Origin of the sequence: Pelomonas candidula, from assembly GCF_043555985.1 — a bacterium.
Taxonomy (GTDB): Bacteria; Pseudomonadota; Gammaproteobacteria; order Burkholderiales; family Burkholderiaceae_C; genus Pelomonas; species Pelomonas candidula.
In genome coordinates, this window is sequence record NZ_JBIGIC010000001.1 from 139,471 (window position 1) to 164,092 (window position 24,622).

Consider the following 24,622-nt stretch of genomic DNA (forward strand, 5'->3'; position numbering starts at 1 on the left):
GCGCAACAAACAGGGACTGCCCCCTGGGCGCACCCGGACGCGAAGGCGAACATGGAATCAATCCAAACAAAGGAGTCGTTGATGAAGCTGAATCGTCTGGTGGGGCGGCTTGCGGCCCTCGGCTTGGCAGCACATGCCTGCGCCGTGCTGGCACAGAGCGATACGGGAGCCAAGCTGGAGCGCGTCGAGGTGACGGGGTCGAGCATCAAGCGGCTGGTCGATGAGGGCGCGCTGCCGCTGGAGGTCATCACGGCCGACCAGATCCGCCAGAAGGGCCTGACCAGCGCCGAAGACGTGCTGCGCTCGCTGTCGGCGAACGCGGCCAACGCCAACAACGCCGTGTCGAGCAACAGCGTCTTCGGGCAGGAGGGCGACCGCCTGGCCGGCGGTGGCGCCTACGCCAACCTGCGCGGCCTCGGCCCCACCGGCACGCTGGTGCTGCTGAACGGCCGGCGACTGTCCAACCAGGGCACGTCCGGCGGCTCGGTCGACCTGAACGCCATCCCGCTGGAGATGATCGACCGCATCGAGGTCCTGAAGGACGGCGCCTCCGCCACCTACGGCACGGACGCCATCGGCGGCGTCATCAACTTCATCCTCAAGCGCGACTACCAGGGTGTGCAGGGCAGCGTGAACTTCAGCACGCCGCTCACCGGCCCGCGCGGCAAGCAGCGCAAGGTCAACCTGACCGCCGGCTGGGGCGACATGGCCACCCAGGGCTTCAACATTTCCGGCAGCCTCACGCACAGCAGCAACGACATCCTGCGCGGCTCGGACCGCCCCTGGGCGCTGGGCTACCAGCCCGACCGCGGCCTCGCGCCGGACACCTCCAGCTCGCCCTTCTTCGCCAACATCATCGGCCAGGCCAACAGCGCGCTGACGACCGCAGGCAGCACCATCGGCACGACCGACACCACCAAGTACACGGTGCTGAACGCGCTGGCACTGACCAACCAGTGCGCGGCCGTGCCCTTCGGCGTCAGCCAGCTCGCCAACCCGACGGTGCTCTCGGGCCTGGGCTACACCAAGGCCAACAGCACCTACCGCTGCGGCACCGACTACGGCCGCCAGTACATGCTGAGTGCGCCGAGCCAGACCACCAGCGGCGTCGTCAAGGCCAGCTTCAATCTCGGCAAGGATGCGACCGGCTTCGTCGAGTTCGTGGGCTCGCGCTACTACTCGCTGGGCGAGTTCACGCCCTACCAGTTCAGCACGACCGCGCTGGGCCTGAACACCACCGTCAACGGCAAGCTCTATGACCACGGCGCTGACTACCCCGTCGACGGCCCCTACTACGTCAACATGAAGGCGCTGTACGGCGCCAACCAGTTCGACCCGACCAAGCCCATCGCCTACCGGCTGCGCATGTGGGACTGGGGCTACCGCGTGCTGGGCAACGAGTCCGTCAATGACCGCCTGACGGCCGGCGTGGAAGGCTCGTTCGGCGACTACGACTACCGCGTCTCCCTCGCCCGCGGCAAGGCGTCCGGCTACCAGGAGATGGTGGACGGCTATGCCGACACCACCAAGCTGGTGAACCTGCTGGCCAGCGGCGTCTACAACCCCTTCCTGCTGCCCGGCCAGACGCAGACAGCCGCGGCCATGCAGGCCGTGGAGGCCACCAAGGTGCACGGTCGCCTGGCCGGCGGCAGCACCCAGGTCGACCAGCTGCTAGCCAACATCTCCGGCCCGCTGATGAAGCTGCCGGCCGGCGACCTGTCCTTCGCCGTGGGCACCGACCTGCGCCGCGAGTTCTACGGCTACAGCGGCACGCAGACCTACAGCTGCGTCTCCTCCTTCAGCCCGGCCAACATGGCGGCGACCAACTCGGTGATGGGCTGCCCCGGCAACGCCTCCGCACCGGACATGACCCGCAACGTCGGGGCGGTCTACGGGGAGCTGCTGATCCCGGCGCTGAAGAGCCTGGAATTCGACGTCGCGCTGCGCTACGACCACTACCAGCAGGTCGGCAGCACCACCAACCCCAAGGTCGGCTTCAAGTTCACGCCCAACGCCGACCTGCTGCTGCGCGGCTCCTACAACACGGGCTTCCGCGCGCCGACGCCGCAGCAGCTCAACCTCGGCACCGTGCAGCTCGCGACGACCGGCTCCTTCGCCGACCCGGTCAAGTGCCCCAACCCGACCGGCAACAACGACCCGTCCTGCCAGCTCAACAGCATCCCCTACCTGTCCGGCGGCAACGCCAAGCTCAAGCCCGAGAAGTCGCGCCAGGGCTCCCTGGGCGTGGTGTTCTCCCCGGCCCGCGACATGACGCTCTCGATGGATTACTGGCAGATCAAGATGATCGACCGCATCCACAACCTGACGCCGACGCAGGAGCTGCAGAACTACTCGGTCTTCGCCGACAACTTCATCCGCGACGCCAGCGGCAACATCACGCTCATCCAGGCCGGCTGGATCAACGCCGGCGGCAGCATGACCAAGGGCCTGGACCTGACCGGCAACTGGACGACGACGCTGGGCGGCAACAAGCTCACGACGACGCTGTCGGCCACCAAGATGATCAGCGCCAAGGAGCAGCTCATCTCCAGCACGCCCATGATCCAGTACGTCGGCCAGTGGACCAACACCACGCTCTACCTGCCGTGGAAGGGCTCGCTGACGACCAGCTACAAGATGCCCACGCTGACGACCACGCTGTCGGCCAACTACTCGTCGGGCTACTGGGACGAAGACCACACGACCTTCACCACCGTGCCCGAGCTGCAGCGCCGCAAGATCTCGAAGTACGTGACCTTCAACCTCGTCGGCACATTCACCGGCGTGAAGGACCTGACGCTGAGCGCCGGCATCCTCAACCTGTTCGACCGCGACCCGCCGTTCACCTGGCACGACGTGGACAACGCCGTCGGCACCGGCTGGGACCCGCGCGTCGCCGACCCGCGCGGCCGCACGGTGCAGCTGACGGCCAGCTACAAGTTCTTCTGAAGCCATCCTCCCTGCCGGCGACAGCCGGCGTTGAACGGCCCCGCGTGCGGGGCCGCTTTTTTTGGCGTCAAGCCGCGCGGGCGCGCAGCCAGGCGTGGATTGCGCCGCCCAGCGCCGGCAGCCGCCACGTCGTCGACGCATCCGGGTGCGGCGCGTAGCGCGAGCCGAGGCTGGTGGTCACCGCGATCAGGTAGTGCAGGTCGCCGTCGTGCACGATGCCGGCGTCGCTGGCGTAGTTCTGCGTGGTGCCGGTCTTGTGGGCGAAGCGCGCCGGGATGCCTTGCACCCAGCCAGGCAGCGTGCGCAGCGACTCGCTGCTGAGGATGTGGTTCAGCGTCTGCGCGTCCAGCGCGCGGCGGATGACGGCACGGCTGGCGGCGCTGACGAGTTCGGGCGCGGTCGTCGGTGCGTCGGCGTCCAGCCGCCACATCAGCCGCAGCGCGTCCCAGGCCGTCATCTGGATGCGGCCCACGCCGGAGCCGGCGCCGTTGCCCCAGCCGCCGTCGGGCTGCGTGTCGGCGAGCATCAGGCCCGGCAGGCCGTGCACGGCGAACAGATCATGCAGTTCGTTGTGCACCTCGCGGCCGTTCTCGCGGCGGATGGCGCCGCGCGCGTGCAGGTGCGCCACCAAAGCCGACGTCGCCTCGTTGCTGCTGACGGTGATCATGTCGAACAGCCAGTCGGCCACGGCGCGGGTCCTGCCGCCAAAGGTGAGTGGCAGCGCCCAGTCGCTGCGGCGCTGGTCGACGAGGCAGGCGATGCCCACCGCGACCATGGTCTTCAGCAGCGACGCCGGGTATGGCGCCACGAAGCGCGGCCCGTTGCCGAACCAGGCGGGGAAGGCGATGCGCGACCAGTCCGCGCCGGGCAGCCACGCGTACGAGTCGCCTGCCGCGTCGCGCACGTCGGCACGGAAGGCGACGTTGTCCACGGCGCCGCGCGCCGCGTCGAAGCGCGCCACGAGACCCTGCGGATGCTCGCGCGAGAACAGCACGTTGGCGGCCACCGGCTTGGCGCCGAGCACGGCCACGGCGAGGTCGATGCTGGGCATCACGCCCAGTGGCGCACCACCCTGCAAGGAATCGGCCGTCTCCTCGAAGCGCTGCGCCAGCACGGCGGCGCGCAAGGCCTCGGCAAGATCGTCAGCCGTCACAGCCGCAGGCCGTCGAGCGGCAGCGGGCTGGCATGGCCCGAGACGAGTTCGGCCACGATGTCGGCCGTCGCGAACGAGAACGTGAAGCCAAGGGCGCCATGCCCCACATTGAGCCACAGGCCCGGCACGCCGCAGGCGCCGAGGAGCGGCGCGCCGCTGGGCGTGGCGGGGCGCAAGCCAGCCCATGGCACCGCGCGGTCGTAGTCGGCCGCGTGCGGGAAGGTGGCGCGCACCGAGCGCTGCAGCGACGCCAGCCGCCCGGCGTCCAGGCTGGCGTCGTCGCCGACGAGGTCCACCATCGCCGCCACGCGCAGCTCGATGCCGATGCGGGCGTAGAGGATCTTCTTCTCGAAGTCGGTCACGCTGACCTCGGGCGGCCGGTCGCCGATGCGTATCGGCGCCGTCAGGCTGTAGCCCTTCAGCGGGTAGAGCGGCAGCGCGACACCCACTGTCGCGGCCAGCGCGCGGCTGTGCAGGCCGGCGGCGAGCACGGTGGCGTCGGCCACGACGTCGCCCTGCGCCGTGCACACGCCCAGCACCGCGCCGTGCGCATCCCGCATGAAGCCGTCGACCCGCGTTCCCAGCCGACCACGGAAGCGCGGGTGCGCCACGAGCCGCGCATGCAGCTCGCGGCAGAAGGCATGGCAGTCGGCCACCGCCTCGGCCGGCGTGAAGATGCCGCCGGCCAGCGTCCCTTCGGTGTCGGCCAGCGCCGGCTCCAGGGCCACGCAGTCGTCGTGCGACAAGGCCTGCTCGACGCCGCCGCCCTTCACCCGGGCGGCCACGCGCGCGAACTCGGCGGGCTGGCGGTAGACGACCAGCTTGCCCGGTGCGCGCAGCGCGATCGCGTCGCCGAGTTGCGCCTCGGTACGCAGCCGCGCGAACGCGGCCTGGCTGTAGGCGCCGAGCGCCAGCAGCCGTTCGGTGGTGAGGCGGTTGACCGGCCCGCGGCAGTTGCGCAGGAAGGCGATCAGCCACGACCACTGCGCGCGGCTCGCCTCGGGCTTGAAGCGCAGCGGGCCGTCCGGGTCCAGCAGCCAGCGCAGCGCCTTCAGCGGCACGCCGGCGTCGGCCAGCGGCGACACGTAGCGGTAGCTCAGCTGTCCGCCATTGGCACGGCTGGCGCCCTCGGCCACGTCGGCCTCGCGCTCGGCCAGCGTCACCGCGTGACCGCGCTGCAGCAGCGCCCAGGCCGTGGTCAGGCCCACCACGCCACCGCCGATCACCACGCAATGCTTCATCCGGCTCCCTGCCGACTTCGTTGTCAGCAGCGTAAGGATGCCCGGCAAGCACTGCCAATGAAAGCGGCGGCTGCAGCCATCACCGCGCGTTATGGCGGCGGCCTGGCGGCGCGGTCTACAGGCCCGGCGTGGGCCGGGCGCGACGCTGGAAATGGGCGTCGAGGGCGTCGCGGTAGACGCGCCGGGTGTCTGCGGGCAGTGAGATGAACAGAGCCTCGCGCAGCATGGCCGCCCCCTCGGGCGTGCCCAGCGCCTGGTCGATCAGGCGGATGGCGGCATGCCCCCAGGGCGTGCGCGGACAGGCCACACCGCTGGGGACGGGGGACGTGGCCCCCTTGATCGGCAGCACTGCCAGCGGCAGTTCGCCCTCGTGCTGGCTGGCCAGCGCGACGATGAGGTTGGGGTACTCGACGGTGTAGTCGGCGCGCCCCTGCAGCAGCATGGGCAGCAGGGTGCTGCCGTAGTCGCCGCCGGTCACGCGCTGCAGCCCCGGGCCGCCCGGCGCCAGCTGCGCGTCCAGCGCCTCGCCGTAACTGCGTGCCTGAGCGGCGACGCCGCGCAGCGACACATCGGCCAGCAGGGCCGGCAGGTTGACGGCACCATGCGCGTCCAGCGGCAGCGCATCGCGGCGCTCGCGGCGCACGATGATCTGGGGCGGCGGCATCAGCCAGAGCGCGCTGAAGTAGGCCAGGCGCTCGCGCTCGGGCAGGCGCACCGCGTTGGCGATGCAGGCCTGCTCGCCCTGCCGCATCAGCGCCCAGCTGCGCTCGGCATTGGCCAGCGTCGGTTCGAGGTCGACGCCCGGCAGATGCGCTTGCAGCCAGCTCGCGATCATCTGGGAGGGGCGCACCAGCTTGTCGCCGTCGCGCACCGTGAGCGTGTCGCTGTTCAGCCAGAGGATGCGGTCGACAGCCGGCCCGGCCGCATGGACCGAACCCGCCAGCAACAGCGCGGCGATGCCGCAGAGCCGCCTTCGCACGCGCCGGTCAGCCCGCCAGCACGGCAGCCATCGCCTCGGCCGTGGCCTCGACGTTGCGCGTGTTCAGCCCCGCCACGCACATGCGGCCCGAGCGCAGGATGTAGACGCCAAACTCGGTCTTCAGCCGCTCGGCCTGGTCGGCCGTCAGACCGGTGTAGCTGAACATGCCGCGCTGGGTCAGGAAGTAGCTGAAGTCCCGGCCCGGCAGCTTGGCGGCGAGCACGTCGTGCAGCTGGCGACGCATGCCCTGGATGCGGCCGCGCATCTCGGCCACCTCGGCCTCCCACATCGCGCGCAGCTTCGGGTCGGTCAGCACCTTGGCGACGATCTGGCCGCCATGCATCGGCGGGTTGGAGTAGTTGCGGCGGATCATGAACTTCAGCTGGCCCAGCACGCGGGCGGCCTGGTCGGCGTCGGGGCAGACGACGCTCAGCGCGCCGCAGCGCTCGCCGTACAGGCTCATGCTCTTGGAGAAGCTGTTGGCGATGAGGAAGCTCAGCCCCTCGTCGGCCAGCAGGCGCGGCGCGAAGGCGTCCTCCTCGATGCCGTCGCCATAGCCCTGGTAGGCCAGGTCCAGGAAGGGCAGCAGCTCACGCTCGCGGATGACGGGCACCAGCGCGCGCCACTGGTCGGGCGTCAGGTCCACGCCGGTGGGGTTGTGGCAGCAGGCGTGCATCAGCACGACGCTGCGCGCCGGCAGGGCCTTGAAGGCGGCGAGCAGCGCGTCGAAGCGGACGCCACCGGTGGCCGGGTCGTAGTAGGGATAGGTCTCGCAGACATGGCCCGAGCCCTCGAAGACGGCGCGGTGGTTGTCCCAGGTCGGGTCGGAGAGGTAGATCTTGCTGTCGGGGAAGTAGCGCTTGAGCAGGTCGGCGCCGACCTTCAGGCCGCCGCTGGAACCCACGCCCTGGATGGTGGCGATGCGGCCTGCCTTGATGGCCGGATGTTCGGGCCCGAACAGCAGGGCCTGCACGGCGCTGCGGAAGTTGGCGGCCCCTTCCATCGGCAGGTAGGGCCGGGCACCGGCGGCCTCGACGACGGCCAGCTCGGCAGCGCGCACCGACGGCAGCATCGGGATGCGGCCGTCGTTGTCGAAATAGATGCCGATGGACAGGTTGATCTTGCCGGCGCGGGGGTCCTTCTGGAACGCCTCGTTGAGGCTCAGGATGGGATCACCGGCGTAGGCGTCGACGTGCTGGAACATGGGGCGGACTCCGTTGGGGAACCGCGATTATCCGAGCCAGTAGATCCAGCGTCCGTGCGGGTGGCTCCAGGCCAGGCTTCGTCCGGCGACACGGCCGGCTTCGGCGTGCCGCAGCGTCCACAGCGTCAGTGACGAGGCCGCCTCGCCGGCCGGCAGCACCGGCTCGGGCGGCCGTGGCGAGGCCGGCGCACTCAGCGCAGGCAGGTCGCCGCAGATCCAGGCCAGGCCATGGCTCAGCGCCAGCCGGTCCACCGTCGCGCGCAGCCGGGCGAGGTCGGCGTCGTTCAGGTAGTACAGCACCCAGCTCGTCAGCAGCACCGGCTGCACGCCGGCCGGCAGGCCCGCGAGCCACGGCTCGATGGCGGCGATGCAGTCGTCGGCCTGCGTCAGCGTGACAGGCAGGTCCTGCAACTGCAACGCGGCGCTGGCCAGGCGCTCGCGGCGGCGCGCGTCGTGAGGCCACAGGCAGGCCTGCAGCCAGCGCAGGCGCGCGGGGTCGGTGACGTCGACGGGCGCCGGGTCCAGCCCATGGCGCAGCGTGACGCGCCAGTCGGCCTCGGCCGGCAGCGGCGCCGGGCCGAGCCAGCGCGACTCGATGGCCAGCTCCCCGCCGCCACGCTCGTGCCAGGCGCCGTCGTCCGCCTGGTAGCGCAGCAGGTAGCGGTCCACGCCCAGGTTGAGGCCGGCACTGCAGCCCAGGTCCAGCAGCGCGAGATGACGCGCGCCGGTCGCCCGGGCCGCAGCGCCGAGCGCCGGCCAGATCACGGCGCAGCGCGCCACCTCGTTGGTCTGTGTGGCGCCATGTCGCAGGTGCGCCACCAGCGCGGGCCATTCGCGCGCCAGGCAGGCATCCAGCGCCGCGGCCAGGCCGGCATCGGGTGCGCGCGCGCCGCCGGCGCTGGGGTAGTAGGCCGCCAGTTCAGGCGCCGCGCCGGCCAGCACGCGCTCGTGCAGCGCCGCCAGCAGCAGGTTGGCCTTGCGTTGCTCGGCAGGCGCCTCGGCCAGCAGCGCGAGCGCGCGGTCGTCGTCGGCGAGGGTTTCGCACAGCGCGATGTAGAGCGGCTCCTGGCTGCATTCCTCGCGGCCGAAGCGGCGCAGCACGGTGGGCAGGTCGTCTTGATGCATGCGTCCAGCATAGGCAGACGGACGACGGGCTTGTGTCGGCCAGCCGACAATGCCGCCATGCCCGACGACACCGCGTGCCAGCTGATCACGGCCAACTTCCCCGGCCTGCAGGTGCCCGGCGACGTGGCGGCCCGGCTGCCGGCCCTGATGCCGCGGCGCCGGCTGGCCGATGGCCGCAGCGTCTTCGTGCAGGGGCAGCGGCCCGCGGCCTTCTACGCCGTGGCGGCCGGGGCCATCGAGTCGCGCTTCACCGGCGAGGACGGCCGCGTGTCGGTGCTGGGGGCCGTGGCGCCGCCGCAGTTCTTCGGCCTGGCGGCCTTCGCGGCCGGGTTGCCGGCGGAGTACGAGGCGGTGGCGCGGGGCGCCAGCGAGGTGTTCGTCATCGGCCGCGAGGCCTACACGCTGCTGATGGACGAGGTGCCCGGCTTCGCGCGCTCGCTGATGGCCGAGTTCGCACGCCGCTTCGACGGCACGCTGCGCCAGCTGCAGGCGGCCCGGCACCTGGCGGCGCCGGAGCGCTTCCGGCTGGCGCTGGCACAGCTGGCTGGCGAGCGCGGCGTGCCGTCGGGCGATGGCTGGGTGGCGGTGCAGGCCACGCAGTCCGAGCTGGCGCGACTGGCCCATGTGTCGCGACAGACGGCCAACGAACTGCTGGCCGAGGCCGAGGCGGCCGGCCGCGTGCAGCGTGGCCGTGGCCGCTGGCTGTGGCGGCCGAACGTGCGCTGACGCGCCCACCCGCGCCCGCCTACCGGTAGCGCGCGACGATGGCCCGCCAGCTGCCGTCCTCGTGCATGGACTGGAAGGCGCGCTCCAGATCGGCCTGGCGCGCCAGCCAGGGCGAGCGGCGCGACAGCACCACGTACGGCACCTCGCCGGGCAGCCGCCAGGGCTGCTTGACCAGGTCCATCGGCGTGGCCTTCAGCAGCAGATCGCCCTGGCGCTCCGGCACGATGGCCACATCCACGCGCCCGCGGGCCACCATCTCCAGCGCGGACCGGTAGTCGTTGACCTCCGTCAGCGCCTGCCGCGGCAGGCTGCTCAGCGCGGCGCCGTACAGCTTGCCGCGCTGGACCACGACGCGGCGGCCGAGCAGATCCCCGAGCTGGCGCACCGGCGTGACCTGGGGCCGTGTGTAGAGGGCCTTGTCCTCGGCTGGCAGCCGGATCTGGCCGTAACTCAGGAAGGCTTCCCGCTCCGGCGTGCGCAGCAGGCCCATCATCAGGTCGGCCTCGCCGGCCTCCATCATGCGCAGCGCGCGCGCCGACGGCACCTCCTGGTAGCGCAGCGTCAGGTCCAGGCGCCGCGCGGCCTCGTTGAGCAGCTCGAAGTACAGCCCGCCCGCGCCCTCGGGCCCGAACACGCGGTAAGGCGGATCGGCGCTGCCCACCACCCGCAGCACCTGGGGCTGCGCCAGCACGGGCAGGCGCCAGGCCAGCAACAGCAGCCCGAGGCAGCGGCGCCGGGTCGACCACAGGGCCATCGGCAACGCCGGCGGCGGTGTCAGTGGCCGCGCGTCAGGCGGACAGCGCCGCCTCGATGTCGGCACGCAGCTTGTCCGGCGCGTCGTTGGGCGCGAAGCGCTTGATGACCTGGCCGTCACGGCCGACGAGGAACTTGGTGAAGTTCCACTTGATGACCTCGGTGCCCAGGAAGCCGGGCTTCTCGCTCTTCAGGAACTTCCACAGCGGATGGGCATCGCTGCCGTTGACCTTGATCTTGGCCATCATCGGGAAGCTGACACCGTAGTTGAGTTCACAGAAGCTCGAGATCTGGTCGTTGCTGCCCGGGTCCTGACCGCCGAACTCGTTGCTGGGAAAGCCGATGACCACCAGGCCCTTGGGGCCGTAGTCCTGCCACAGCTGCTCCAGTCCCTTGAACTGGGGCGTGAAACCGCATTCGCTGGCCGTGTTGACGATCAGCAGCACCTTGCCGCGCTGGGAGGCCAGGTCTGCGGACTCGCCGCGGATGGAGGTGGCCTGGAAGTCGAAGACGCTCTCGCTCATGAACAGCCTCCCTAAAAAAACGAGGCCCATGCTACCCGCGCAGACCGTCGAGGGTTTGTAGCATGGCGCCCGGCGCGCGGCAGGCCTTCCAATCGCGCGAACTTCAGGGCCAGCCCTCCGGGACAGGCCCCGGTCAGCAACTTCGGACACCACCCCCTCCATGGATCACCTGGCTTGCTACACCCCGGCCGATCTCGCCGGCCCCACCCCGCCCGACCTGGGTGGCTTCCGCTGGAAGCTGCTGGCCCAGGGTGACTCGTGGTTCTCCAACTCGCGCGACAAGCTCAACGCGCACGCCAACCTGCTGCAGGAGCTGGTGTTCAAGTCCGGCACTGCGGCCATCAACTGCGCCGGCACCGGCAACGCGCTGTCGCACATGGTGGACCTGGAGTCCAGCGCCGACTTCGTCAGGCTGCTGGCGGGCGCGGACGCGCCGGTCTGGGACGGCGTGCTGCTGTCCGTGGGCGGCAACGACCTCATCGCCGCCGCCCGCACGCCGGCGCACAACGCGGCCGGCGAGCCCATCCCGCTGGAGCTGCGCCTGCTGCGCCGCCAGACGGAATGGGGCCCGCCGTCGGCCGGCGTGGCACGCTACTTCTCCGAACCCGGCTGGGCCACCTACGCCGAGTACATGCGCGCCAACGTCAAGCACCTGCTGTCGCTGCGCGACCAGGGGCCGTCGGCCGGCAAGCCCGTCTTCATGCACTGCTACGCCGTGCCGATGCCGCGCCCCGCGGGCGCCGACCACGGCGGCGACGAACTGGGCGCCAGCGGCCCCTGGCTCTACCCGGCGCTGAAGGCTTATGGCGTGCCCGCGGCCGACTGGGCCGCCGTGAGCCGGCTGATGGTCTTCCATCTGGCACAGCTGCTCAAGGGCATGGCGGCGGACAAGGAAGGCTTTCCCGGCCTGTTCGTGTTCGACTCGACCACCGTGCCGCTGGCGCTGGCCGCGCCCGGCTCCACCGGCATCAGCGGCGACTGGCACAACGAGATCCACCTCAACCACAGCGGCTGCTTCAAGATCGCCCGCGCGTGGAGCGAGGCCATCGAGATGGTGCTGGAAGGCAAGCACCTGATCCCGGTCCCCACGGGCCGCAAGGGCCGCGGCTCAAGCACCCAGAGCTGATGCATTGACGGCCGGCCGGCGAAGCCCGGGGCCGCACCTCGAAGGCGGGCGGCGCAGCCGGTAGTCGGTGGGCTTTATCTGTCCTGGGGGAGATGGTCCGTGCGGGCCAGGTCGAGCAGATGCTCGACCTCTTCCTTGTGGTCGCGCAGGTTGCGGCGGTGCCAGCTGCGAATCCACCACATCGAGGCCGCCACGACGACACCGAAGATGGTGATCGCGCCGAACACCGACAGGCCGAACTTGGTCATGGCCGTGTAGAACGCGCCCATGCCCAGGATGCAGGCCTGCTCGTTGAAGTTCTGCACCGCGATGCTGCGGCCGGCGCCCATCAGGTTGTGGCCGCGGTGCTGCAGCAGTGCGTTCATCGGCACGACCATGTAGCCACCAATGGCGCCCAGCACCATCAGGAACGGCGCGGCGACCCAGACGTTGCTGATGACGTTCATGAAGATCACCAGCACGCCCATGCCGATGCCCAGCGGGATGACGGCCATGGCGCGGTCCAGCCGGCTGGCGACCGACGCGACCACCGCGCCCACCGCCGTGCCCACGGCCACCACGCCCACCAGCGACGACGCCTGCTGCATGCCATAGCCCAGCGCAGCGGCGGCCCAGGCCAGCACGATGTAGCGCAGGTTGCTGGTCGCGCCCCAGAACAGCGTCGTCACGGCCAGCGAGATCTGGCCCAGCTTGTCCTGCCACAGCCGGCCGTTGCAGGCCGAAAAGTCGCGCACCAGGCCCACCAGGCTGTGCGCCACCGGCTGCAGCGGGGCCGACGTGCGCGGGATGCGCAGATTGAACAGCGCCGCCACGACGTACAGACCCAGCAGGCTCGCGATGGCCGCCTCGGGCGGCGTGTCGATGCCGGTGTCGATCATCGGCACGTCCACCATCAACAGGTAGTGCGACAGGCGGTCGCCGATGAGCTGGCCGCCCAGCAGCACGCCCAGGATGATGGACGCGATGGTCAGCCCCTCGATCCAGCCGTTGGCCTTGACGAGCTGCGACGGCGGCAGCATCTCGGTCAGGATGCCGTACTTGGCCGGCGAGTAGGCTGCGGCGCCCAGGCCCACGATGGCGTAGGCCGCCAGCGGGTGGGTGCCGAACAGCATCATCAGGCAGCCGACCACCTTGATGCTGTTCGAATAGAACATCACCTTGCCCTTGGGCACCGCGTCGGCGAAGGCGCCGACGAAGGGAGCCAGCACGACGTAGAACAGCGCGAACATCGGCACGAGGGCGGCACGCTGCCACTCGGCGGCGCCGGAGGTGCGCAGCAGCTCGACCGCGGCGACGAAGAGCGCGTTGTCAGCCAGCGAGCTGAAGAACTGCGCCGACATGATGGTGTAGAAGCCGCGTTTCATTGACCGAAGTCGATCCTGACTGGAGAGAGTCGTGAGCTGTAAAGGCCGACGAAAGACGGGCGGCGCGGGTTTATAGCATGCGGCCCGCGCCGGTTTCCTGCGCTGGCGGCGGCGCAGAATCGCGGGTTCATGATGCCCTCACGCTCCTTCCGGCCGCGGCTCCCCACGAAGGCGCCGGCGCTCGCCGGGCGGCCGAGCGTGCCCTGATATGCCCCGCCCCATCGAAGCCCTCGTCCACACCGACGCCCTCGCCCACAACCTCGCCCGGGCCCATGCCCAGGCGCCCAACGCCCGGGTCTGGGCGGTGGTCAAGGCCAACGCCTACGGTCACGGCATCGAGCGCGCCTTCGAGGGCCTGCGCGCCGCCGACGGCTTCGCGCTGCTGGACCTGGCCGAGGCCGAGCGGCTGCGCGCGCTGGACTGGCGCGGCCCCATCCTGCTGCTGGAAGGCGTGTTCGAGCCCCGCGACCTGGAGCTGTGCTCGCGGCTCAAGCTCTGGCACGCCGTGCACTGCGAGCAGCAGATCGACTGGCTGGCCATGCACAAGACGCACGAGCCGCACCGGGTGTTCCTCAAGCTGAACTCGGGCATGAACCGGCTGGGCTTCACGCCAGCAGCCTTCCGCGCCGCCTACGCGCGGCTGGACGCCCTGCCCCAGGTCGACGAGATCGGCCTGATGACGCACTTCTCCGACGCCGACGGCCTGCGCCGCGGCGCCGACGGCATCGCCCACCAACTCGCCGCCTACGAGGCCGCCACCGACGGCCTGGCCGGCGAACGCACCATCGCCAACAGCGCCGCCACGCTGCGCCACCCGGCCCGCACCGCGAACGACTGGGTGCGCGCCGGCATCATGGTTTACGGCGGCGTGCCGGACTTCCCCGAACACGACGCCGCCCACTGGGACCTGAAACCGGCGATGACGCTACGCTCCAAGGTCATCGGCGTGCAGCAGCTGCAGCCCGGCGACACGGTCGGCTACGGCAGCGCCTGGACGGCCGAGCGGGCCACGCGCGTGGGCATCGTCGCCTGCGGGTATGCCGACGGCTACCCCCGCCACGCGCCCACCGGCACGCCGGTGCTGGTGGACGGCGCGCGCAGCCGCACGCTGGGCCGCGTGTCGATGGACATGCTGGCGGTGGACCTGTCCGACCTGCCGGCCAGCGGCTTCGGCAGCGAGGTGACGCTGTGGGGCGAGGGCCCGCACGGCGCCCGCCTGCCCATCGACGAGGTCGCCCACGCGGCCGGCACCATCGGCTACGAGCTGATGTGCGCCGTCGCGCCGCGGGTGCCCATCCGCAGTGCCTGAATTCCGCTGGTCGCCGCAGCCCGGCGAGCTTGAGTTCGACGCCATCCGCGCCAGCGGCCCCGGCGGGCAGAACGTCAACAAGGTCAGCAACGCCGTCCACCTGCGCTTCGACATCCGCGCGTCCAGCCTGCCGGAGGCCGTCAAGACGCGACTGCTGAGCTGGGCCGACCAGCGCATCACGTCGGACGGCGTCATCGTCATCAAGACCCAGGACTCGCGCAGCCTGGAGCGCAACCGCGCCGACGCCGTCGCCCGCCTCATCGAGCTGGTACAGGCCGCCGCCCACGTGCCCAAGGCGCGGCGGGCGACCAAGCCGACCTACGGCTCGCAACAGCGCCGGCTGGAGGGCAAGTCGAAGCGCAGCGAAGTCAAGGCCGGGCGGCGCAGCAAGCCGGATTTCTAGGCCTCGCGAGCGCGCCGGCTGAACAGCATCGGCAGCGCCAGCAGATAGACCATCGCCGCGATCATCCAGACGCAACCGGGCCAGGACCGCTGCGTCGCCGCGAAGCCGGCCGTGACGACCAGCGGCCCGGCGATGCCGATCAGGCTGGTCAGGCTGGCAAGCGTGCCCTGCAGCTCGCCCTGGTGCTGCTCGTCCACCTGGCGCGCCTGCATGGCCTGCAGCGCCGGCATGGCCAGCCCGCCGGCGGCGAACAGCGGCAGCAGCGCGAACGGCATCCAGCCAGCCGTGGCCACGCCCATGCCGACGAAGCCCAGGCCGTCCGCCGCCATGCCGGCCAGCAGCGCGCGCTTCTCACCCAGCTTCGCCACCATCGGCCCGGTGACGAAGGCCTGCGAGACGGCATGCAGCCCGCCGTAGCAGGCCAGCGACAGGCCGGCCACCCAGGCCGTCCAGCCGTAGCGGTCCTGGCTATAAAGAATCCACAGCGAGCCCGGCACCTGCGACACCAGCGCGACGACGGCGAACACGCCCACCAGCGGCAACAGCGCCGGCTTTCCCTTCAGCCGGTGCAGCGCGGAGAAGGCGTTGAACTTGCTGGCGTCCAGCGTCGTCGTGCGGTTCTGGTTGGACTCGGGCAGCGCGAACCACGCCAGCGCCAGGTTCAGCCCGTTCATGACGGCCGCCGCGACGAAGGGCGCGCGCAGCGACCACTCGCCCAGGGCCCCGCCGATCAGCGGCCCGACGACGAAGCCCAGCCCCATCGCCGCGCCCATCTGGCCGAAGCGCCTGGCGCGGTCGGGCTCGGGCGTCACGTCGGTCAGGTAGGCCGTGCCGACAGCCATGCTGGCGCCGGTGATGCCGGACAGCACGCGGCCCACGTACAGCCAGGCCAGATTGGGCGCCAGCGCCATCAGCACGTAGTCGGCTGCGGCGCCGGCCAGCGACGCCAGCAGCACCGGCCGGCGGCCGAAGCGGTCGCTCAACGCGCCCAGCACCGGCGAGAACAGGAACTGCATCGCCGCGTAGACGGCCAGCAGCGCGCCGTAGTGAGTGGTGGTGGCGTCGGCGCCGGCCAGCTCGCGCAGCAGGCCGGGCAGGATGGGGAACACCAGGCTCATGCCCACGGCGTCCAGCAGCAGCGTCATCAGGATGACGGTCAGGGCTCGGTTCACGGAAGTTTCTCTATCGTTGATAGAGATCATTCTGCCCGAGGTTCTCTATCATTGCTAGAGAAATGAGCGCTCCTGCCCCACGACTGAACCGCGACGATGTGTTGCGCGCCGCCCTCGAACTGCTGAACGAGGTGGGCATCGACGCCCTGAGCACGCGCCGCCTGGCCGACAAGCTGGGCGTGCAGTCGCCCACGCTGTACTGGCATTTCAAGAACAAGGCGGCGCTGCTGGACGCGATGACCGAGGCCATCGTGCTGGCCCATCACACGCATGCCCAGCCGGCCGCCGACGAGGCCTGGCAGGACTGGCTGATGGCCGACGGCCGGGGCTTCCGCCGCGCGCTGCTGTCCTACCGCGACGGCGCCCGCCTGCATGCCGGCACACGGCCCGGCGAGACGGAGCGCGCGTCCATCGAGGCACGCCTGCGCCTGCTGTGCGCGGCCGGATTCGAGCCCGGCGCGGCCACGCTGCTGATGATGTCCATCGGGCGCTTCGTCGTCGGCTGGGTGCTGGAGGAGCAGTCGATGCTGAAGCCCGACGCGCCGGCCTCGTCCAAACTGCCCGGCCCGGACGCCGCGCAATACCCGCTGCTGGCCGCCGGCTGGGCAGCGACGGTGGGCGGCGACGCCGACGCGGTGTTCGAGCAGGCGCTGCGGATGCTGATCGACGGCGCTCAGGCCCGGCGTGTCGCCACGTAGAGGCTGACCAGGCACAGCGCCATGCCGCCCACGGCCAGCGGCGTCGCCTGCCAGCCCTCCAGCGCGGCCGACACGATGAGTGCGATGACCGGCACCAGCACACCCACCAGCGCCGCCTGCGCCGGGCCGCGCCGCTCGGCCAGCCGGTAGTACAGCGTGAACGCGACGACCGAGCCGAACGCGGCCAGGTAGACCAGGCTGGCGACGTAGGTCCAGGCCCCGTCGAACGACAGGCGATGCCCGGTTGCGAGCGACAGGCCCAGCAGGAACACGGCGCCATAGCCCATGCTCCAGGCCAGCACCGGCACCAGCGGCAGGCCGCGACGTGTCAGCACCAGCGTGAAGAACCCGCCGACGACGGCCGCCACGACGGCGAAGAAGCTCAGGCCCAGGCCCAACGCCGCATCGGGCCGCGCGCCGGTGGCGGCGATCTCGGGCCAGAAGATCAACGCCACGCCCAGCACCGCGCCGCTGCTGGCGACGAGAAAGCGCCGGCTGACCGGCTGGCGCCACAGCAGCCACGCGACCAGCGCGTTCATGAACACCATCAGGCAGAACAGCACGGCGACGAGGCCGCTGGGCACGTAGCGCTCGGCCTCGTAGACGGCCCAGTAGTTGCCGGCGTACTGGATGACGCCGGTGCCCAGCATGTAGCCATGCGCGTAGCGCGGCAGCTTCAGCGACACCCCCTGCCAGCGCGCCAGCGCCGCCAGCATCAGCGCCGAGATCGTGAAGCGCCAGCCGACCGACGTCAGCACCGGCACCGACGAGGCCAGCTGGTAGAGGATGACGTGCCAGGTGCTGGCCCAGATCAGCACCGGGCCGAGGAACAGGAACCAGGTGGGCAGGCGGCGGGCCGGGCTCGTCACGCGGACCGCTTGAACGTGGCCAGCAGCGCGCCGGCCGCGATGAACAGCGAGCCGAACACGCGGTTCAGCGTCTTGATGTGGCTCTCGCTCTTCAGTGCGGCCAGCACGCGCGCGGCCAGCACCGTGTAGCCGCCCATGACGACCAGGTCCGTGAACGCCAGCGTGCAGCCGATGACGAGGTACTGCCGCGCCAGCGGCGCGTGCAGGTCCAGGAACTGCGGCACGACGGCAAGCAGGAAGACCGTGCCCTTGGGGTTGACCGCGTTGATGCCCCAGCCGCGCAGCACCAGCTGGCGGCGCGTGACCTGCAGCGCGCCGTCGTCGGCGGCCACCAGCGGCCTGGCCGGTGCGCGCCATTGCTGCACGCCCAGCCAGATCAGGTAGGCCACGCCAGCCCACTTGATGAAGGCGAAGGCCGTCTCGGACGCGGCAATCAGCGCGCCCAGGCCGGCGCTGACGAACAGCACCTGCGTCAGGATGCCCAGGATCAGCCCGAAGGTCATGAAGTAGCCGCGCTTGAAGCCGTGGCTGAGCCCGGCGCTCATCGCCGCGACCGCACCGGCGCCCGGCGACAGGCTGATCGCCCAGCAGGCGGCGAAAAGGGTCAACCAGGTGGCGAATTCCATGAGGGACTCCGGGAGAGGAACAACAAGCCGGCCAGTGTGCCCGACGCGCCCCGCCGGCGCCGGTCGTCATGCCTGAGCCCCTACAGTCCGGACCATGTGGCGCACCCTGTTCCAACTGCCGCGCAGCGTCTGGCTGCTGGGGCTTGTCAGCCTGGCCAACGACAGCGCCAGCGAGCTGGTCTACCCGCTCGTGCCGCTGTACCTCGGCAGCGTGCTGATGGCCGGCCCGCGCGTGCTGGGGCTCATCGAAGGCATCGCCGAGGCGCTGTCCAGCCTGCTGAAGCTGTGGGCCGGCGTCATGGTGGACCGCAGCGGGCGCAGCAAGCCCTGGGTCGTGGCCGGCTACGGGCTCGCCGGCCTGGCGCGGCCGTTGATCGCCCTGGTTGCCGGCTGGCCGACGCTGCTCGCGCTGCGCCTGGCCGACCGCATCGCCAAGGCCGTGCGTGCCGCGCCCCGCGACGCGCTGCTGGCCGCCAACATCGACGCCGGCCAGCGTGGCCTGGCCTTCGGCCTGCACCGCGCGATGGACAACGCCGGCGCCGTCATCGGCCCGCTGCTGGCCTGGGCGCTGCTGAGCACGGGCGTGCCGCTGGGCCGGGTCTTCCTGTGGGCCGTCATCCCCGGCCTGCTGTGCGTCGCGCTGACGCTGGCCGTGAAGGAGGCACCGCCGCCGGCAGCCACACCGCCGCGCTTCAGCTGGACGCTGGCGAGCCTGCCGCCGGCATTGCGCCGCTACCTCCTCGTTGTCGCGCTGTTCACGCTGGGCAACTCCAGCAACATGTTCCTGCTGCTGCGCGCCAGGGAGCTGGGTGTGGCCGAGGCGCAGGTGCCGCTGCTGTGGGCGGCGGTGTCCGCCGTGGCGGCGCTGTTCTCGGTGCCGCTGGGCGGGCTGTCGGACCGCATCGGCCGCGTGCGGCTGCTGGTGGCCGGCTACGTGGCCTACGCGGCGTTCTACGTCGGCATGGCCGCCTGGGCCGAGCCGGGCTGGCGGCTCTATCTGCTGTTCGGCTTCTACGGCATCTTCATGGCTGCGACGGACGGCGTGGAGCGCGCGCTGCTGGCCGACCTGACACCGCCCGAGCAGCGCGGCACGGCCTACGGCTGGCTGAACCTCGTCATGGGCGCGATGCTGCTGCCGGCGTCGCTGCTGTTCGGGTGGCTGTGGGAGGGCGTGTCGGCGACGGTGGCCTTCGGCTTCTCGGCGGCCTGCGCGCTGGCGGCGGCGGCGTTGCTGACAGTCTGGGTGAGACCGCGGGTCTGCTAGTACGGCGGCAATGGGCCGCGTTGTGACCGGACAGGTCGCGAGCAAGGCGCAAACCACAGCCGGGCCGGTAGCCCGGCGAGGATTTGCAACGCCGCGCGCGACTTGTCCGGTCGCAACCCGAAGGGAAGGCCGCAGGCCTTCGCGGTCCGTTGCCGCCGTGCTGGCAGTCCCTATGACAATGCGTTGATGGCCACGAGCAAAAGCATCTACACCTGCACCGAGTGCGGCGGCACCAACGCCAAATGGCTGGGCAAATGCCCGCACTGCGGCGCCTGGAACACGCTGACCGAGAGTGCTGCCGAGCCCACGGGCGGCGCCAAGAACCGCTACCAGTCGCTGGCCAAGAGCCAGCCGGTGGCCACACTCTCCGAGATCGAGGCCAGCGACTTCGACCGCACGCCCACCGGCCAGGAGGAACTGGACCGCGTGCTGGGCGGCGGCATCGTGGCCGGCGGCGTGGTGCTGATCGGTGGCGACCCGGGCATCGGCAAGTCGACACTGCTGCTGCAGGCGGTGGAGTCGCTGAGCCAGACGGTCAAGGTGCTGTACGTGACGGGCGAGGAATCGGGCGCGCAGGTCGCGATGCGCTCGCGCCGCCTGGGCCTGGCCGGCGACAAGGTACGCGTGCTGGCCGAGATTGGCCTGGAGAAGATCCTCGCCACCATCGACGCCGAGGAACCCGACTTCTGCGTCATCGACTCCATCCAGACGCTCTACTCCGAGCAGCTCACGTCGGCGCCCGGCTCCGTCGCCCAGGTGCGCGAGTGCGCGGCCCAACTGACGCGCACGGCCAAGGCCCGCGGCTGCTCCATCGTGCTCGTCGGTCACGTCACCAAAGAGGGTGCGCTCGCAGGCCCGCGAGTTTTGGAGCACATCGTCGACACGGTGCTGTACTTCGAGGGCGACACGCACAGCAGCTTCCGCCTCGTGCGCGCCATCAAGAACCGCTTCGGCGCCGTCAACGAGATCGGCGTGTTCGCGATGACGGAGAAAGGCCTGAAGGGCGTGGCCAACCCGAGCGCGATCTTCCTGTCCACGCACACCGAACCCGTGCCGGGCAGCTGCGTGCTCGTCACGCTGGAGGGCACGCGGCCGATGCTCGTCGAGCTGCAGGCGCTGGTGGACAGCGGCGGCGTCAGCCCGCGGCGGCTGTCCGTTGGTCTGGACCGCGACCGCCTCGCGATGCTGCTGGCCGTGCTGCACCGGCATGCCGGCGTGGCCACGGGCGACCAGGACGTGTTCGTCAACGCCGTGGGCGGCGTGCGCATCAGCGAGCCGGCGGCCGACCTGGCCGTGATGCTGGCGATCCAGAGCAGCCTGCGCGGCAAGGCGCTGCCCAAGGGCTTCATCGCCTTCGGCGAGGTGGGCCTGGCCGGCGAGGTGCGGCCCGCACCGCGCGGTCAGGAGCGGCTGAAGGAAGCTGCCAAGCTGGGCTTCAGCATCGCCGTCGTGCCCAAGGCCAACGCGCCCAAGAAAGCCATCGAGGGGCTGACCATCCATGCCGTGGAGCGCGTGGAACAGGCCATCGAAGTTCTCCGCGGACTCGTCTGAAATTTGGGGAAGCCAAAGGTTCGCCTTCCAAGAATGACCCGGTCATCACTTCGACCGCTACCGGGTTGTTCATGCGTCTCCTCTTCTCCTTGCTGCTGATCGCCTCCACCGCCGCCCATGCCGAGGGCCTCTACATCGAGGGCGGCAGCCTCGCGCGCCGCTATGACCTCGGCGTGCCCGGCGCCACGTCGTCCGACTCGGCCAAGGGGCATTCGCTGTCCGGCACGCTGCGCCTGGGCTACGAGCTGGACGACCACTGGGCCGTCGAGGCCGGCTACGTCGGCCATGGCGCGCCGGGCTACGGCTACCGGCTCGGCACGCAGGACGGCCGGCTCACCAGCCACGGCCACTCCTGGCTGCTGGCCGGCCGCGGCACGCTGCCGTTGAACGAGCGCTTCGCCCTCGTCGGCCGGCTGGGCCTCGCGCGCAACCAGAGCAGCCTGACCGGCACCGGCGAGGCCGCCGGCCGCGCCACCAGCGGCTCGACGACGGCGCTGTACGCCAGCGCCGGCCTGCAGACGACACTCGCGCCCGGCTGGCAGCTCGGCGTGGCCTGGGAACACCTGGGCATGAGCCGCGAACACGGCGGCTCGGTCATCCACGGCATTTCCACCACGCTTCGCTACTCTTTCTGAATGCACCTGCTGCTGATCGAAGACGACCTGGACCTCGGCCGCGCGCTGCTCGCGGCGCTGCAGCTGCATGGCTTCAGCGTCGAGTGGTGGCGGCGCGCGGCGGACGCGCCGCCGCAGCTGGACGCGCTGCAGGCCGACGCGGTGCTGCTGGACCTGGGCCTGCCAGACGGCAGCGGCTTCGATCTGCTCGCGCGCTGGCGACGCCAGGGTTGCCGCGCGCCCATCCTCGTCATCACGGCCCAGGGCGCGCTGCAGGACCGGCTGGCCGGCCTGGATGCCGGCGCCGACGACTACCTCGTCAAGCCCTTCGCGACCGAGGAGCTGGTGTCGCGGCTGCGCGCCGTGCTGCGCCGCTGCGCGGCCCAGGCCAGCGAGGTCTGGACGCTGGGCGAACTGCGCATCCGCCCCGACGCGCGCACGGCCGAGCTGGCGGGCGACGCACTGGACCTGTCCCGACGCGAGTTCCAGCTGCTGCTGGAGCTCGCACGCGCGGCCGGCAAGGTCGTGCCCAAGAGCCAGATCGCGCAGAAGCTGGAGCCACTGGGCGAACCGCTGAACGCCGCGGCCATCGAGATGCATGTGTTCAACCTGCGCAAGAAGATCGGCCCCGAGCGCATCCGCACGACACGTGGCGTGGGCTACGCGCTGGTGGCATGAGTGCCGCGCGACAGGTGCATCCGTGAACGCGGCCTGGATTCGCCAGCCCAGCCTGATGCGCCGCACCGTGGCCGCGATGGCGCTGGCCTTCGTCCTCGTGCTGGCGGTGCTGCTGGTGCATGACTACCTGGAGACCCGCCAGTCCTACGTGCAGGACCTGGCCATCCACAACCGCGCCGAGCTGCTGGCACCCGAGCTGGCGGGGCTGGCCGACGCGACCGAGGCCGGGCGGCTGATGAGCTCGCTGGCCCGCATCAACGAGCGCTGGCGGGCCCGCACCGGGCAATCGCGCGGCCCGGTCATCCACCAGCTGCGCGATGCGTCGGGCACGGTGCTCGCGGCCTACCCGGCCGACGCGGCCGATGCCTTCCCGGCCGGCCCCGAACCCGTTACACAGCGCGCCGTGCACGGGGCGGTGCACTGGGTCGTCACCCAGCCGGCCGGCCCGTGGACGCTGGTCATCGCCGAGCCGGCCGAGCCGCTGGCGCCGCTGCTATGGCGGCTGGCGGACGACATCCTCGACAAGCTCGTGCTCGCGCTGCCGCTGGTGCTGCTGCCGGTGGGCCTGGCGCTGTGGACGGGCCTGGCCCCGCTGCGCCGGCTGACGAAGGCGCTGGCCGCACGCGACCCGCAGGACCTGAGCCCGCTGGGCGTGCAGCCCCCGCACCGCGAGCTGCGCCCGCTGGCCGTCGCCTTCGAGCACCTGCTGGCCCAGCTGCGTCGCCGCGTCGAGCGCGAGCGCCGCTTCGTGCAGGAGGCCGCGCACGAGCTGCGCACGCCGCTGGCTGCCGTGACGACACAGGCCCATGTGCTGGCCCACGCCGACACCGCCGAGGGCCGTGCACGCGCCGAGGCCGCGATGGTGCAGATGCTGCAGCGCGCCTCCCACCTCAGCCAGCAGCTGCTGGACCTGGCCGTGCTGGACGACGAGGCGCCGGCGCGCGCGCAGGCCGTCGACCTCGTGCCGCTGCTGGAGCAGGCGCTGGCCTCGGCCGGCGACACCGCGGCCGCGCGCGGGCTGGAGCTGTCGCTGGATGCGCCCGACGCGCTGCCGGCCATGCTGCCGCTGGCAGCCTGGCAGTCAGTGCTGCACAACCTGCTGGACAACGCGCTGCGCTACGTGCCGTCCGGCGGGCGCATCGAGGTGGCGCTGAGACCGGTGGCCGACGGGCTGGAACTGCGCGTGGCCGACGACGGCCCCGGCCTGCCGCCCGAGTGGCGCGAACGCGCCTTCGACCGCTTCTGGCGCGCGCCCGGCCAGCAGGTCAGCGGCAGCGGCCTCGGCCTGTCCATCGTGCAGCAGGCCGCACGCCGGCTGGGCGGGCGCATCGCCGTCGAGGACGGGTTGGGGGGGCGCGGGATTGCCTTTGTTCTGTACGTCGCAAAGTCTGCTTAGGATCGGGCCATCCACCGGAGGAACCTTTCCATGTCCGACCCCGCCGACCTCAGGCAGTACGCACGCACCGACTTCCTGGCCGCCCAGCACGACGCCGATTCGCTGCCGGGCTGGGTCTTCAAACCGGTGCAGTTCAGCCAGGGCCCGGCCGGCCTGGTGCTGAACATGAGCGACGGCGGCCTGCAGGTGCTGACCAGCGCCGCCGAACCGCTGACCGACGACAAGTACGAGGTCGTGCTGCTGCTGGGTCGCGCCGACGTCGATTCGGACGACGAGCAGGTGTCGTGGTTCAACGGCGTCGTGGAGCGCAAGTGGTCGCGCCCCGTGCCGCGCATGGGCGTGCTGCACGGCATGAGCTTCACGGCTCGCAACTCCACGGCCGAGCAGTTCCTGGCCGGCCACGCCGCGGCGCTGGAAGCCGGCCAGTGGGTGCGCTGCGTACTGCTCAAAGTAACCAAGTGACGGCCGTGGCAGGATGCGCGCCATGAGCGCCGCCCTGCCCCCACCTCCCTACTACGCCGTCATCTTCACGAGCCAGCGCACGGCTGCTGACCAAGGTTATGGCGACATGGCCGACCGCATGGTGGCGCTGGCGGCCGAACAGCCGGGCTACCTGGGCGTCGAGAGCGCCCGCGGCGAGGACGGCCTCGGCATCACCGTCTCCTACTGGCGCAGCACCGACGACATCGCCGCCTGGCGCCGCAACGCGGAGCACAAGATCGCCCGCGACACCGGCCGCAGCGACTGGTACCAGCACTACACGCTGCGCATTGCGCGCGTCGAGCGCGCCTACGCCTGGGAACGGGCCGACGGCGCCAAGGACCCGCAGGCATGAGCCGCGCAGCGCCGGGCCGCCCCAGGCAAGCGTCGGTCCCCTCGGGGGACCGCTCGACCTACT

At 71.3% G+C, this 24,622-nt stretch carries 24 protein-coding genes; 13 read left to right on the forward strand and 11 right to left on the reverse strand.

Features of this window, described 5'->3' with window-relative positions; translation table 11 throughout:
* Nucleotides 1-81 precede the first annotated feature (81 nt).
* The gene (locus tag ACG04R_RS00680; protein ID WP_394405576.1) at nucleotides 82-2,949 is read left to right on the forward strand and encodes a TonB-dependent receptor domain-containing protein; all 2,868 of its coding nucleotides are present in this window, start codon (nucleotides 82-84) and stop codon (nucleotides 2,947-2,949) included.
* A 67-nt stretch (nucleotides 2,950-3,016) separates the two neighbouring features.
* Here ACG04R_RS00680 and ACG04R_RS00685 read toward each other — a convergent pair whose 3' ends face one another.
* The 5 genes from ACG04R_RS00685 to ACG04R_RS00705 all read right to left on the reverse strand — a co-directional run bounded on the left by ACG04R_RS00685 (nucleotide 3,017) and on the right by ACG04R_RS00705 (nucleotide 8,651).
* Nucleotides 3,017-4,102 carry a serine hydrolase gene (locus tag ACG04R_RS00685; protein ID WP_394405578.1) on the reverse strand — a complete coding sequence of 362 codons (1,086 nt, stop codon included), beginning with the start codon at nucleotides 4,100-4,102 and terminating at the stop codon, nucleotides 3,017-3,019.
* On the reverse strand, nucleotides 4,099-5,343 hold the full coding sequence (locus tag ACG04R_RS00690) for a D-amino acid dehydrogenase (protein WP_394405580.1): 1,245 nt from the start codon (nucleotides 5,341-5,343) through the stop codon (nucleotides 4,099-4,101). Before ACG04R_RS00690 ends, ACG04R_RS00685 begins: the two co-directional genes overlap by 4 nt.
* A gap of 115 nt (nucleotides 5,344-5,458) precedes the next feature.
* The gene (locus ACG04R_RS00695; RefSeq protein ID WP_394405582.1) at nucleotides 5,459-6,322 is read right to left on the reverse strand and encodes a hypothetical protein; all 864 of its coding nucleotides are present in this window, start codon (nucleotides 6,320-6,322) and stop codon (nucleotides 5,459-5,461) included.
* A gap of 7 nt (nucleotides 6,323-6,329) precedes the next feature.
* Nucleotides 6,330-7,526 carry an amino acid aminotransferase gene (locus ACG04R_RS00700; RefSeq protein ID WP_394405584.1) on the reverse strand — a complete coding sequence of 399 codons (1,197 nt, stop codon included), beginning with the start codon at nucleotides 7,524-7,526 and terminating at the stop codon, nucleotides 6,330-6,332.
* Between the two features lie 27 nt (nucleotides 7,527-7,553).
* Nucleotides 7,554-8,651, reverse strand: a complete 1,098-nt coding sequence (locus tag ACG04R_RS00705; protein WP_394405586.1) for a DUF2332 family protein — start codon at nucleotides 8,649-8,651, stop codon at nucleotides 7,554-7,556.
* Between the two features lie 57 nt (nucleotides 8,652-8,708).
* On the opposite strand from ACG04R_RS00705, the gene ACG04R_RS00710 reads away from it, so the two are divergent.
* Nucleotides 8,709-9,377 carry a Crp/Fnr family transcriptional regulator gene (locus tag ACG04R_RS00710; RefSeq protein ID WP_394405588.1) on the forward strand — a complete coding sequence of 223 codons (669 nt, stop codon included), beginning with the start codon at nucleotides 8,709-8,711 and terminating at the stop codon, nucleotides 9,375-9,377.
* A gap of 19 nt (nucleotides 9,378-9,396) precedes the next feature.
* On the opposite strand, the gene ACG04R_RS00715 is transcribed toward ACG04R_RS00710, so the two are convergent.
* Both ACG04R_RS00715 and ACG04R_RS00720 read right to left on the reverse strand, forming a co-directional pair.
* Nucleotides 9,397-10,131, reverse strand: coding sequence for a substrate-binding periplasmic protein (locus ACG04R_RS00715; protein WP_394405590.1), 735 nt, complete (start codon nucleotides 10,129-10,131; stop codon nucleotides 9,397-9,399).
* Between the two features lie 34 nt (nucleotides 10,132-10,165).
* On the reverse strand, nucleotides 10,166-10,654 hold the full coding sequence (locus ACG04R_RS00720; protein WP_394405591.1) for a glutathione peroxidase: 489 nt from the start codon (nucleotides 10,652-10,654) through the stop codon (nucleotides 10,166-10,168).
* Nucleotides 10,655-10,814: 160 nt separating this feature from the next.
* On the opposite strand from ACG04R_RS00720, the gene ACG04R_RS00725 reads away from it, so the two are divergent.
* On the forward strand, nucleotides 10,815-11,780 hold the full coding sequence (locus ACG04R_RS00725; protein WP_394405593.1) for a hypothetical protein: 966 nt from the start codon (nucleotides 10,815-10,817) through the stop codon (nucleotides 11,778-11,780).
* A gap of 74 nt (nucleotides 11,781-11,854) precedes the next feature.
* On the opposite strand, the gene lplT is transcribed toward ACG04R_RS00725, so the two are convergent.
* Nucleotides 11,855-13,144, reverse strand: coding sequence for a lysophospholipid transporter LplT (lplT, locus tag ACG04R_RS00730; RefSeq protein ID WP_394405595.1), 1,290 nt, complete (start codon nucleotides 13,142-13,144; stop codon nucleotides 11,855-11,857).
* 208 nt (nucleotides 13,145-13,352) lie between these two features.
* Here lplT and alr point away from each other — a divergent pair, with 208 nt between their 5' ends.
* A complete protein-coding gene (gene alr, locus ACG04R_RS00735) occupies nucleotides 13,353-14,453 on the forward strand; it encodes an alanine racemase (RefSeq protein ID WP_394405597.1) in 1,101 nt (366 codons plus the stop codon).
* Nucleotides 14,446-14,856 (forward strand): alternative ribosome rescue aminoacyl-tRNA hydrolase ArfB, encoded by a 411-nt coding sequence (gene arfB, locus ACG04R_RS00740; RefSeq protein WP_394405599.1) that lies wholly within the window; start codon nucleotides 14,446-14,448, stop codon nucleotides 14,854-14,856. The genes alr and arfB overlap by 8 nt, the downstream gene beginning before the upstream one ends.
* On the opposite strand, the gene tet is transcribed toward arfB, so the two are convergent.
* Entirely contained in the window at nucleotides 14,853-16,058 is a 1,206-nt protein-coding gene (gene tet, locus ACG04R_RS00745; protein ID WP_394405600.1) for a Tet(A)/Tet(B)/Tet(C) family tetracycline efflux MFS transporter, read from the reverse strand. The genes arfB and tet overlap by 4 nt on opposite strands.
* A 32-nt stretch (nucleotides 16,059-16,090) precedes the next feature.
* Between tet and tetR the strand changes: the two genes are divergently transcribed.
* Nucleotides 16,091-16,726: a tetracycline resistance transcriptional repressor TetR gene (gene tetR, locus ACG04R_RS00750; protein WP_394405602.1), complete on the forward strand. Its 636-nt coding sequence runs from the start codon at nucleotides 16,091-16,093 to the stop codon at nucleotides 16,724-16,726.
* On the opposite strand, the gene ACG04R_RS00755 is transcribed toward tetR, so the two are convergent.
* Together ACG04R_RS00755 and ACG04R_RS00760 are read right to left on the reverse strand one after the other, a co-directional pair.
* Complete coding sequence (locus ACG04R_RS00755; RefSeq protein WP_394405604.1) at nucleotides 16,702-17,595, reverse strand: DMT family transporter; 894 nt, start codon at nucleotides 17,593-17,595, stop codon at nucleotides 16,702-16,704. The genes tetR and ACG04R_RS00755 overlap by 25 nt on opposite strands.
* Nucleotides 17,592-18,221, reverse strand: coding sequence for a LysE family transporter (locus ACG04R_RS00760; protein ID WP_394405605.1), 630 nt, complete (start codon nucleotides 18,219-18,221; stop codon nucleotides 17,592-17,594). The genes ACG04R_RS00755 and ACG04R_RS00760 overlap by 4 nt, the downstream gene beginning before the upstream one ends.
* 94 nt (nucleotides 18,222-18,315) lie before the next feature.
* Between ACG04R_RS00760 and ACG04R_RS00765 the strand changes: the two genes are divergently transcribed.
* The 7 genes from ACG04R_RS00765 (at nucleotide 18,316) to ACG04R_RS00795 (ending at nucleotide 24,559) form a co-directional block, all read left to right on the forward strand.
* Nucleotides 18,316-19,485: an MFS transporter gene (locus tag ACG04R_RS00765; protein WP_394405606.1), complete on the forward strand. Its 1,170-nt coding sequence runs from the start codon at nucleotides 18,316-18,318 to the stop codon at nucleotides 19,483-19,485.
* Between the two features lie 186 nt (nucleotides 19,486-19,671).
* Nucleotides 19,672-21,036: a DNA repair protein RadA gene (gene radA, locus ACG04R_RS00770; RefSeq protein WP_394405608.1), complete on the forward strand. Its 1,365-nt coding sequence runs from the start codon at nucleotides 19,672-19,674 to the stop codon at nucleotides 21,034-21,036.
* A gap of 71 nt (nucleotides 21,037-21,107) precedes the next feature.
* A complete protein-coding gene (locus tag ACG04R_RS00775; RefSeq protein ID WP_394405609.1) occupies nucleotides 21,108-21,671 on the forward strand; it encodes an outer membrane beta-barrel protein in 564 nt (187 codons plus the stop codon).
* Entirely contained in the window at nucleotides 21,672-22,328 is a 657-nt protein-coding gene (locus ACG04R_RS00780; RefSeq protein ID WP_394405611.1) for a response regulator transcription factor, read from the forward strand. It abuts the gene before it with no gap.
* Between the two features lie 22 nt (nucleotides 22,329-22,350).
* Nucleotides 22,351-23,724: an ATP-binding protein gene (locus tag ACG04R_RS00785; protein ID WP_394405613.1), complete on the forward strand. Its 1,374-nt coding sequence runs from the start codon at nucleotides 22,351-22,353 to the stop codon at nucleotides 23,722-23,724.
* Nucleotides 23,725-23,754: 30 nt separating this feature from the next.
* Nucleotides 23,755-24,186, forward strand: coding sequence for a hypothetical protein (locus tag ACG04R_RS00790; protein ID WP_394405615.1), 432 nt, complete (start codon nucleotides 23,755-23,757; stop codon nucleotides 24,184-24,186).
* 13 nt (nucleotides 24,187-24,199) lie between these two features.
* Nucleotides 24,200-24,559: an antibiotic biosynthesis monooxygenase family protein gene (locus tag ACG04R_RS00795; RefSeq protein ID WP_394405616.1), complete on the forward strand. Its 360-nt coding sequence runs from the start codon at nucleotides 24,200-24,202 to the stop codon at nucleotides 24,557-24,559.
* Nucleotides 24,560-24,622 lie beyond the last annotated feature (63 nt).

Bases quoted from the DNA above. Each gene is read 5' to 3' on its own strand.
- ACG04R_RS00680 (WP_394405576.1), top strand. From the start codon at position 82: ATGAAGCTGAATCGTCTGGTGGGGCGGCTTGCGGCCCTCGGCTTGGCA.
- ACG04R_RS00690 (WP_394405580.1), bottom strand. From the start codon at position 5,343: ATGAAGCATTGCGTGGTGATCGGCGGTGGCGTGGTGGGCCTGACCACG.
- ACG04R_RS00700 (WP_394405584.1), bottom strand. From the start codon at position 7,526: ATGTTCCAGCACGTCGACGCCTACGCCGGTGATCCCATCCTGAGCCTC.
- ACG04R_RS00705 (WP_394405586.1), bottom strand. From the start codon at position 8,651: ATGCATCAAGACGACCTGCCCACCGTGCTGCGCCGCTTCGGCCGCGAG.
- ACG04R_RS00710 (WP_394405588.1), top strand. From the start codon at position 8,709: ATGCCCGACGACACCGCGTGCCAGCTGATCACGGCCAACTTCCCCGGC.
- ACG04R_RS00715 (WP_394405590.1), bottom strand. From the start codon at position 10,131: ATGGCCCTGTGGTCGACCCGGCGCCGCTGCCTCGGGCTGCTGTTGCTG.
- ACG04R_RS00720 (WP_394405591.1), bottom strand. From the start codon at position 10,654: ATGAGCGAGAGCGTCTTCGACTTCCAGGCCACCTCCATCCGCGGCGAG.
- ACG04R_RS00725 (WP_394405593.1), top strand. From the start codon at position 10,815: ATGGATCACCTGGCTTGCTACACCCCGGCCGATCTCGCCGGCCCCACC.
- lplT (WP_394405595.1), bottom strand. From the start codon at position 13,144: ATGAAACGCGGCTTCTACACCATCATGTCGGCGCAGTTCTTCAGCTCG.
- alr (WP_394405597.1), top strand. From the start codon at position 13,353: ATGCCCCGCCCCATCGAAGCCCTCGTCCACACCGACGCCCTCGCCCAC.
- tet (WP_394405600.1), bottom strand. From the start codon at position 16,058: ATGATCTCTATCAACGATAGAGAAACTTCCGTGAACCGAGCCCTGACC.
- tetR (WP_394405602.1), top strand. From the start codon at position 16,091: ATGAGCGCTCCTGCCCCACGACTGAACCGCGACGATGTGTTGCGCGCC.
- ACG04R_RS00760 (WP_394405605.1), bottom strand. From the start codon at position 18,221: ATGGAATTCGCCACCTGGTTGACCCTTTTCGCCGCCTGCTGGGCGATC.
- ACG04R_RS00765 (WP_394405606.1), top strand. From the start codon at position 18,316: ATGTGGCGCACCCTGTTCCAACTGCCGCGCAGCGTCTGGCTGCTGGGG.
- radA (WP_394405608.1), top strand. From the start codon at position 19,672: ATGGCCACGAGCAAAAGCATCTACACCTGCACCGAGTGCGGCGGCACC.
- ACG04R_RS00775 (WP_394405609.1), top strand. From the start codon at position 21,108: ATGCGTCTCCTCTTCTCCTTGCTGCTGATCGCCTCCACCGCCGCCCAT.
- ACG04R_RS00780 (WP_394405611.1), top strand. From the start codon at position 21,672: ATGCACCTGCTGCTGATCGAAGACGACCTGGACCTCGGCCGCGCGCTG.
- ACG04R_RS00790 (WP_394405615.1), top strand. From the start codon at position 23,755: ATGTCCGACCCCGCCGACCTCAGGCAGTACGCACGCACCGACTTCCTG.
- ACG04R_RS00795 (WP_394405616.1), top strand. From the start codon at position 24,200: ATGCGCGCCATGAGCGCCGCCCTGCCCCCACCTCCCTACTACGCCGTC.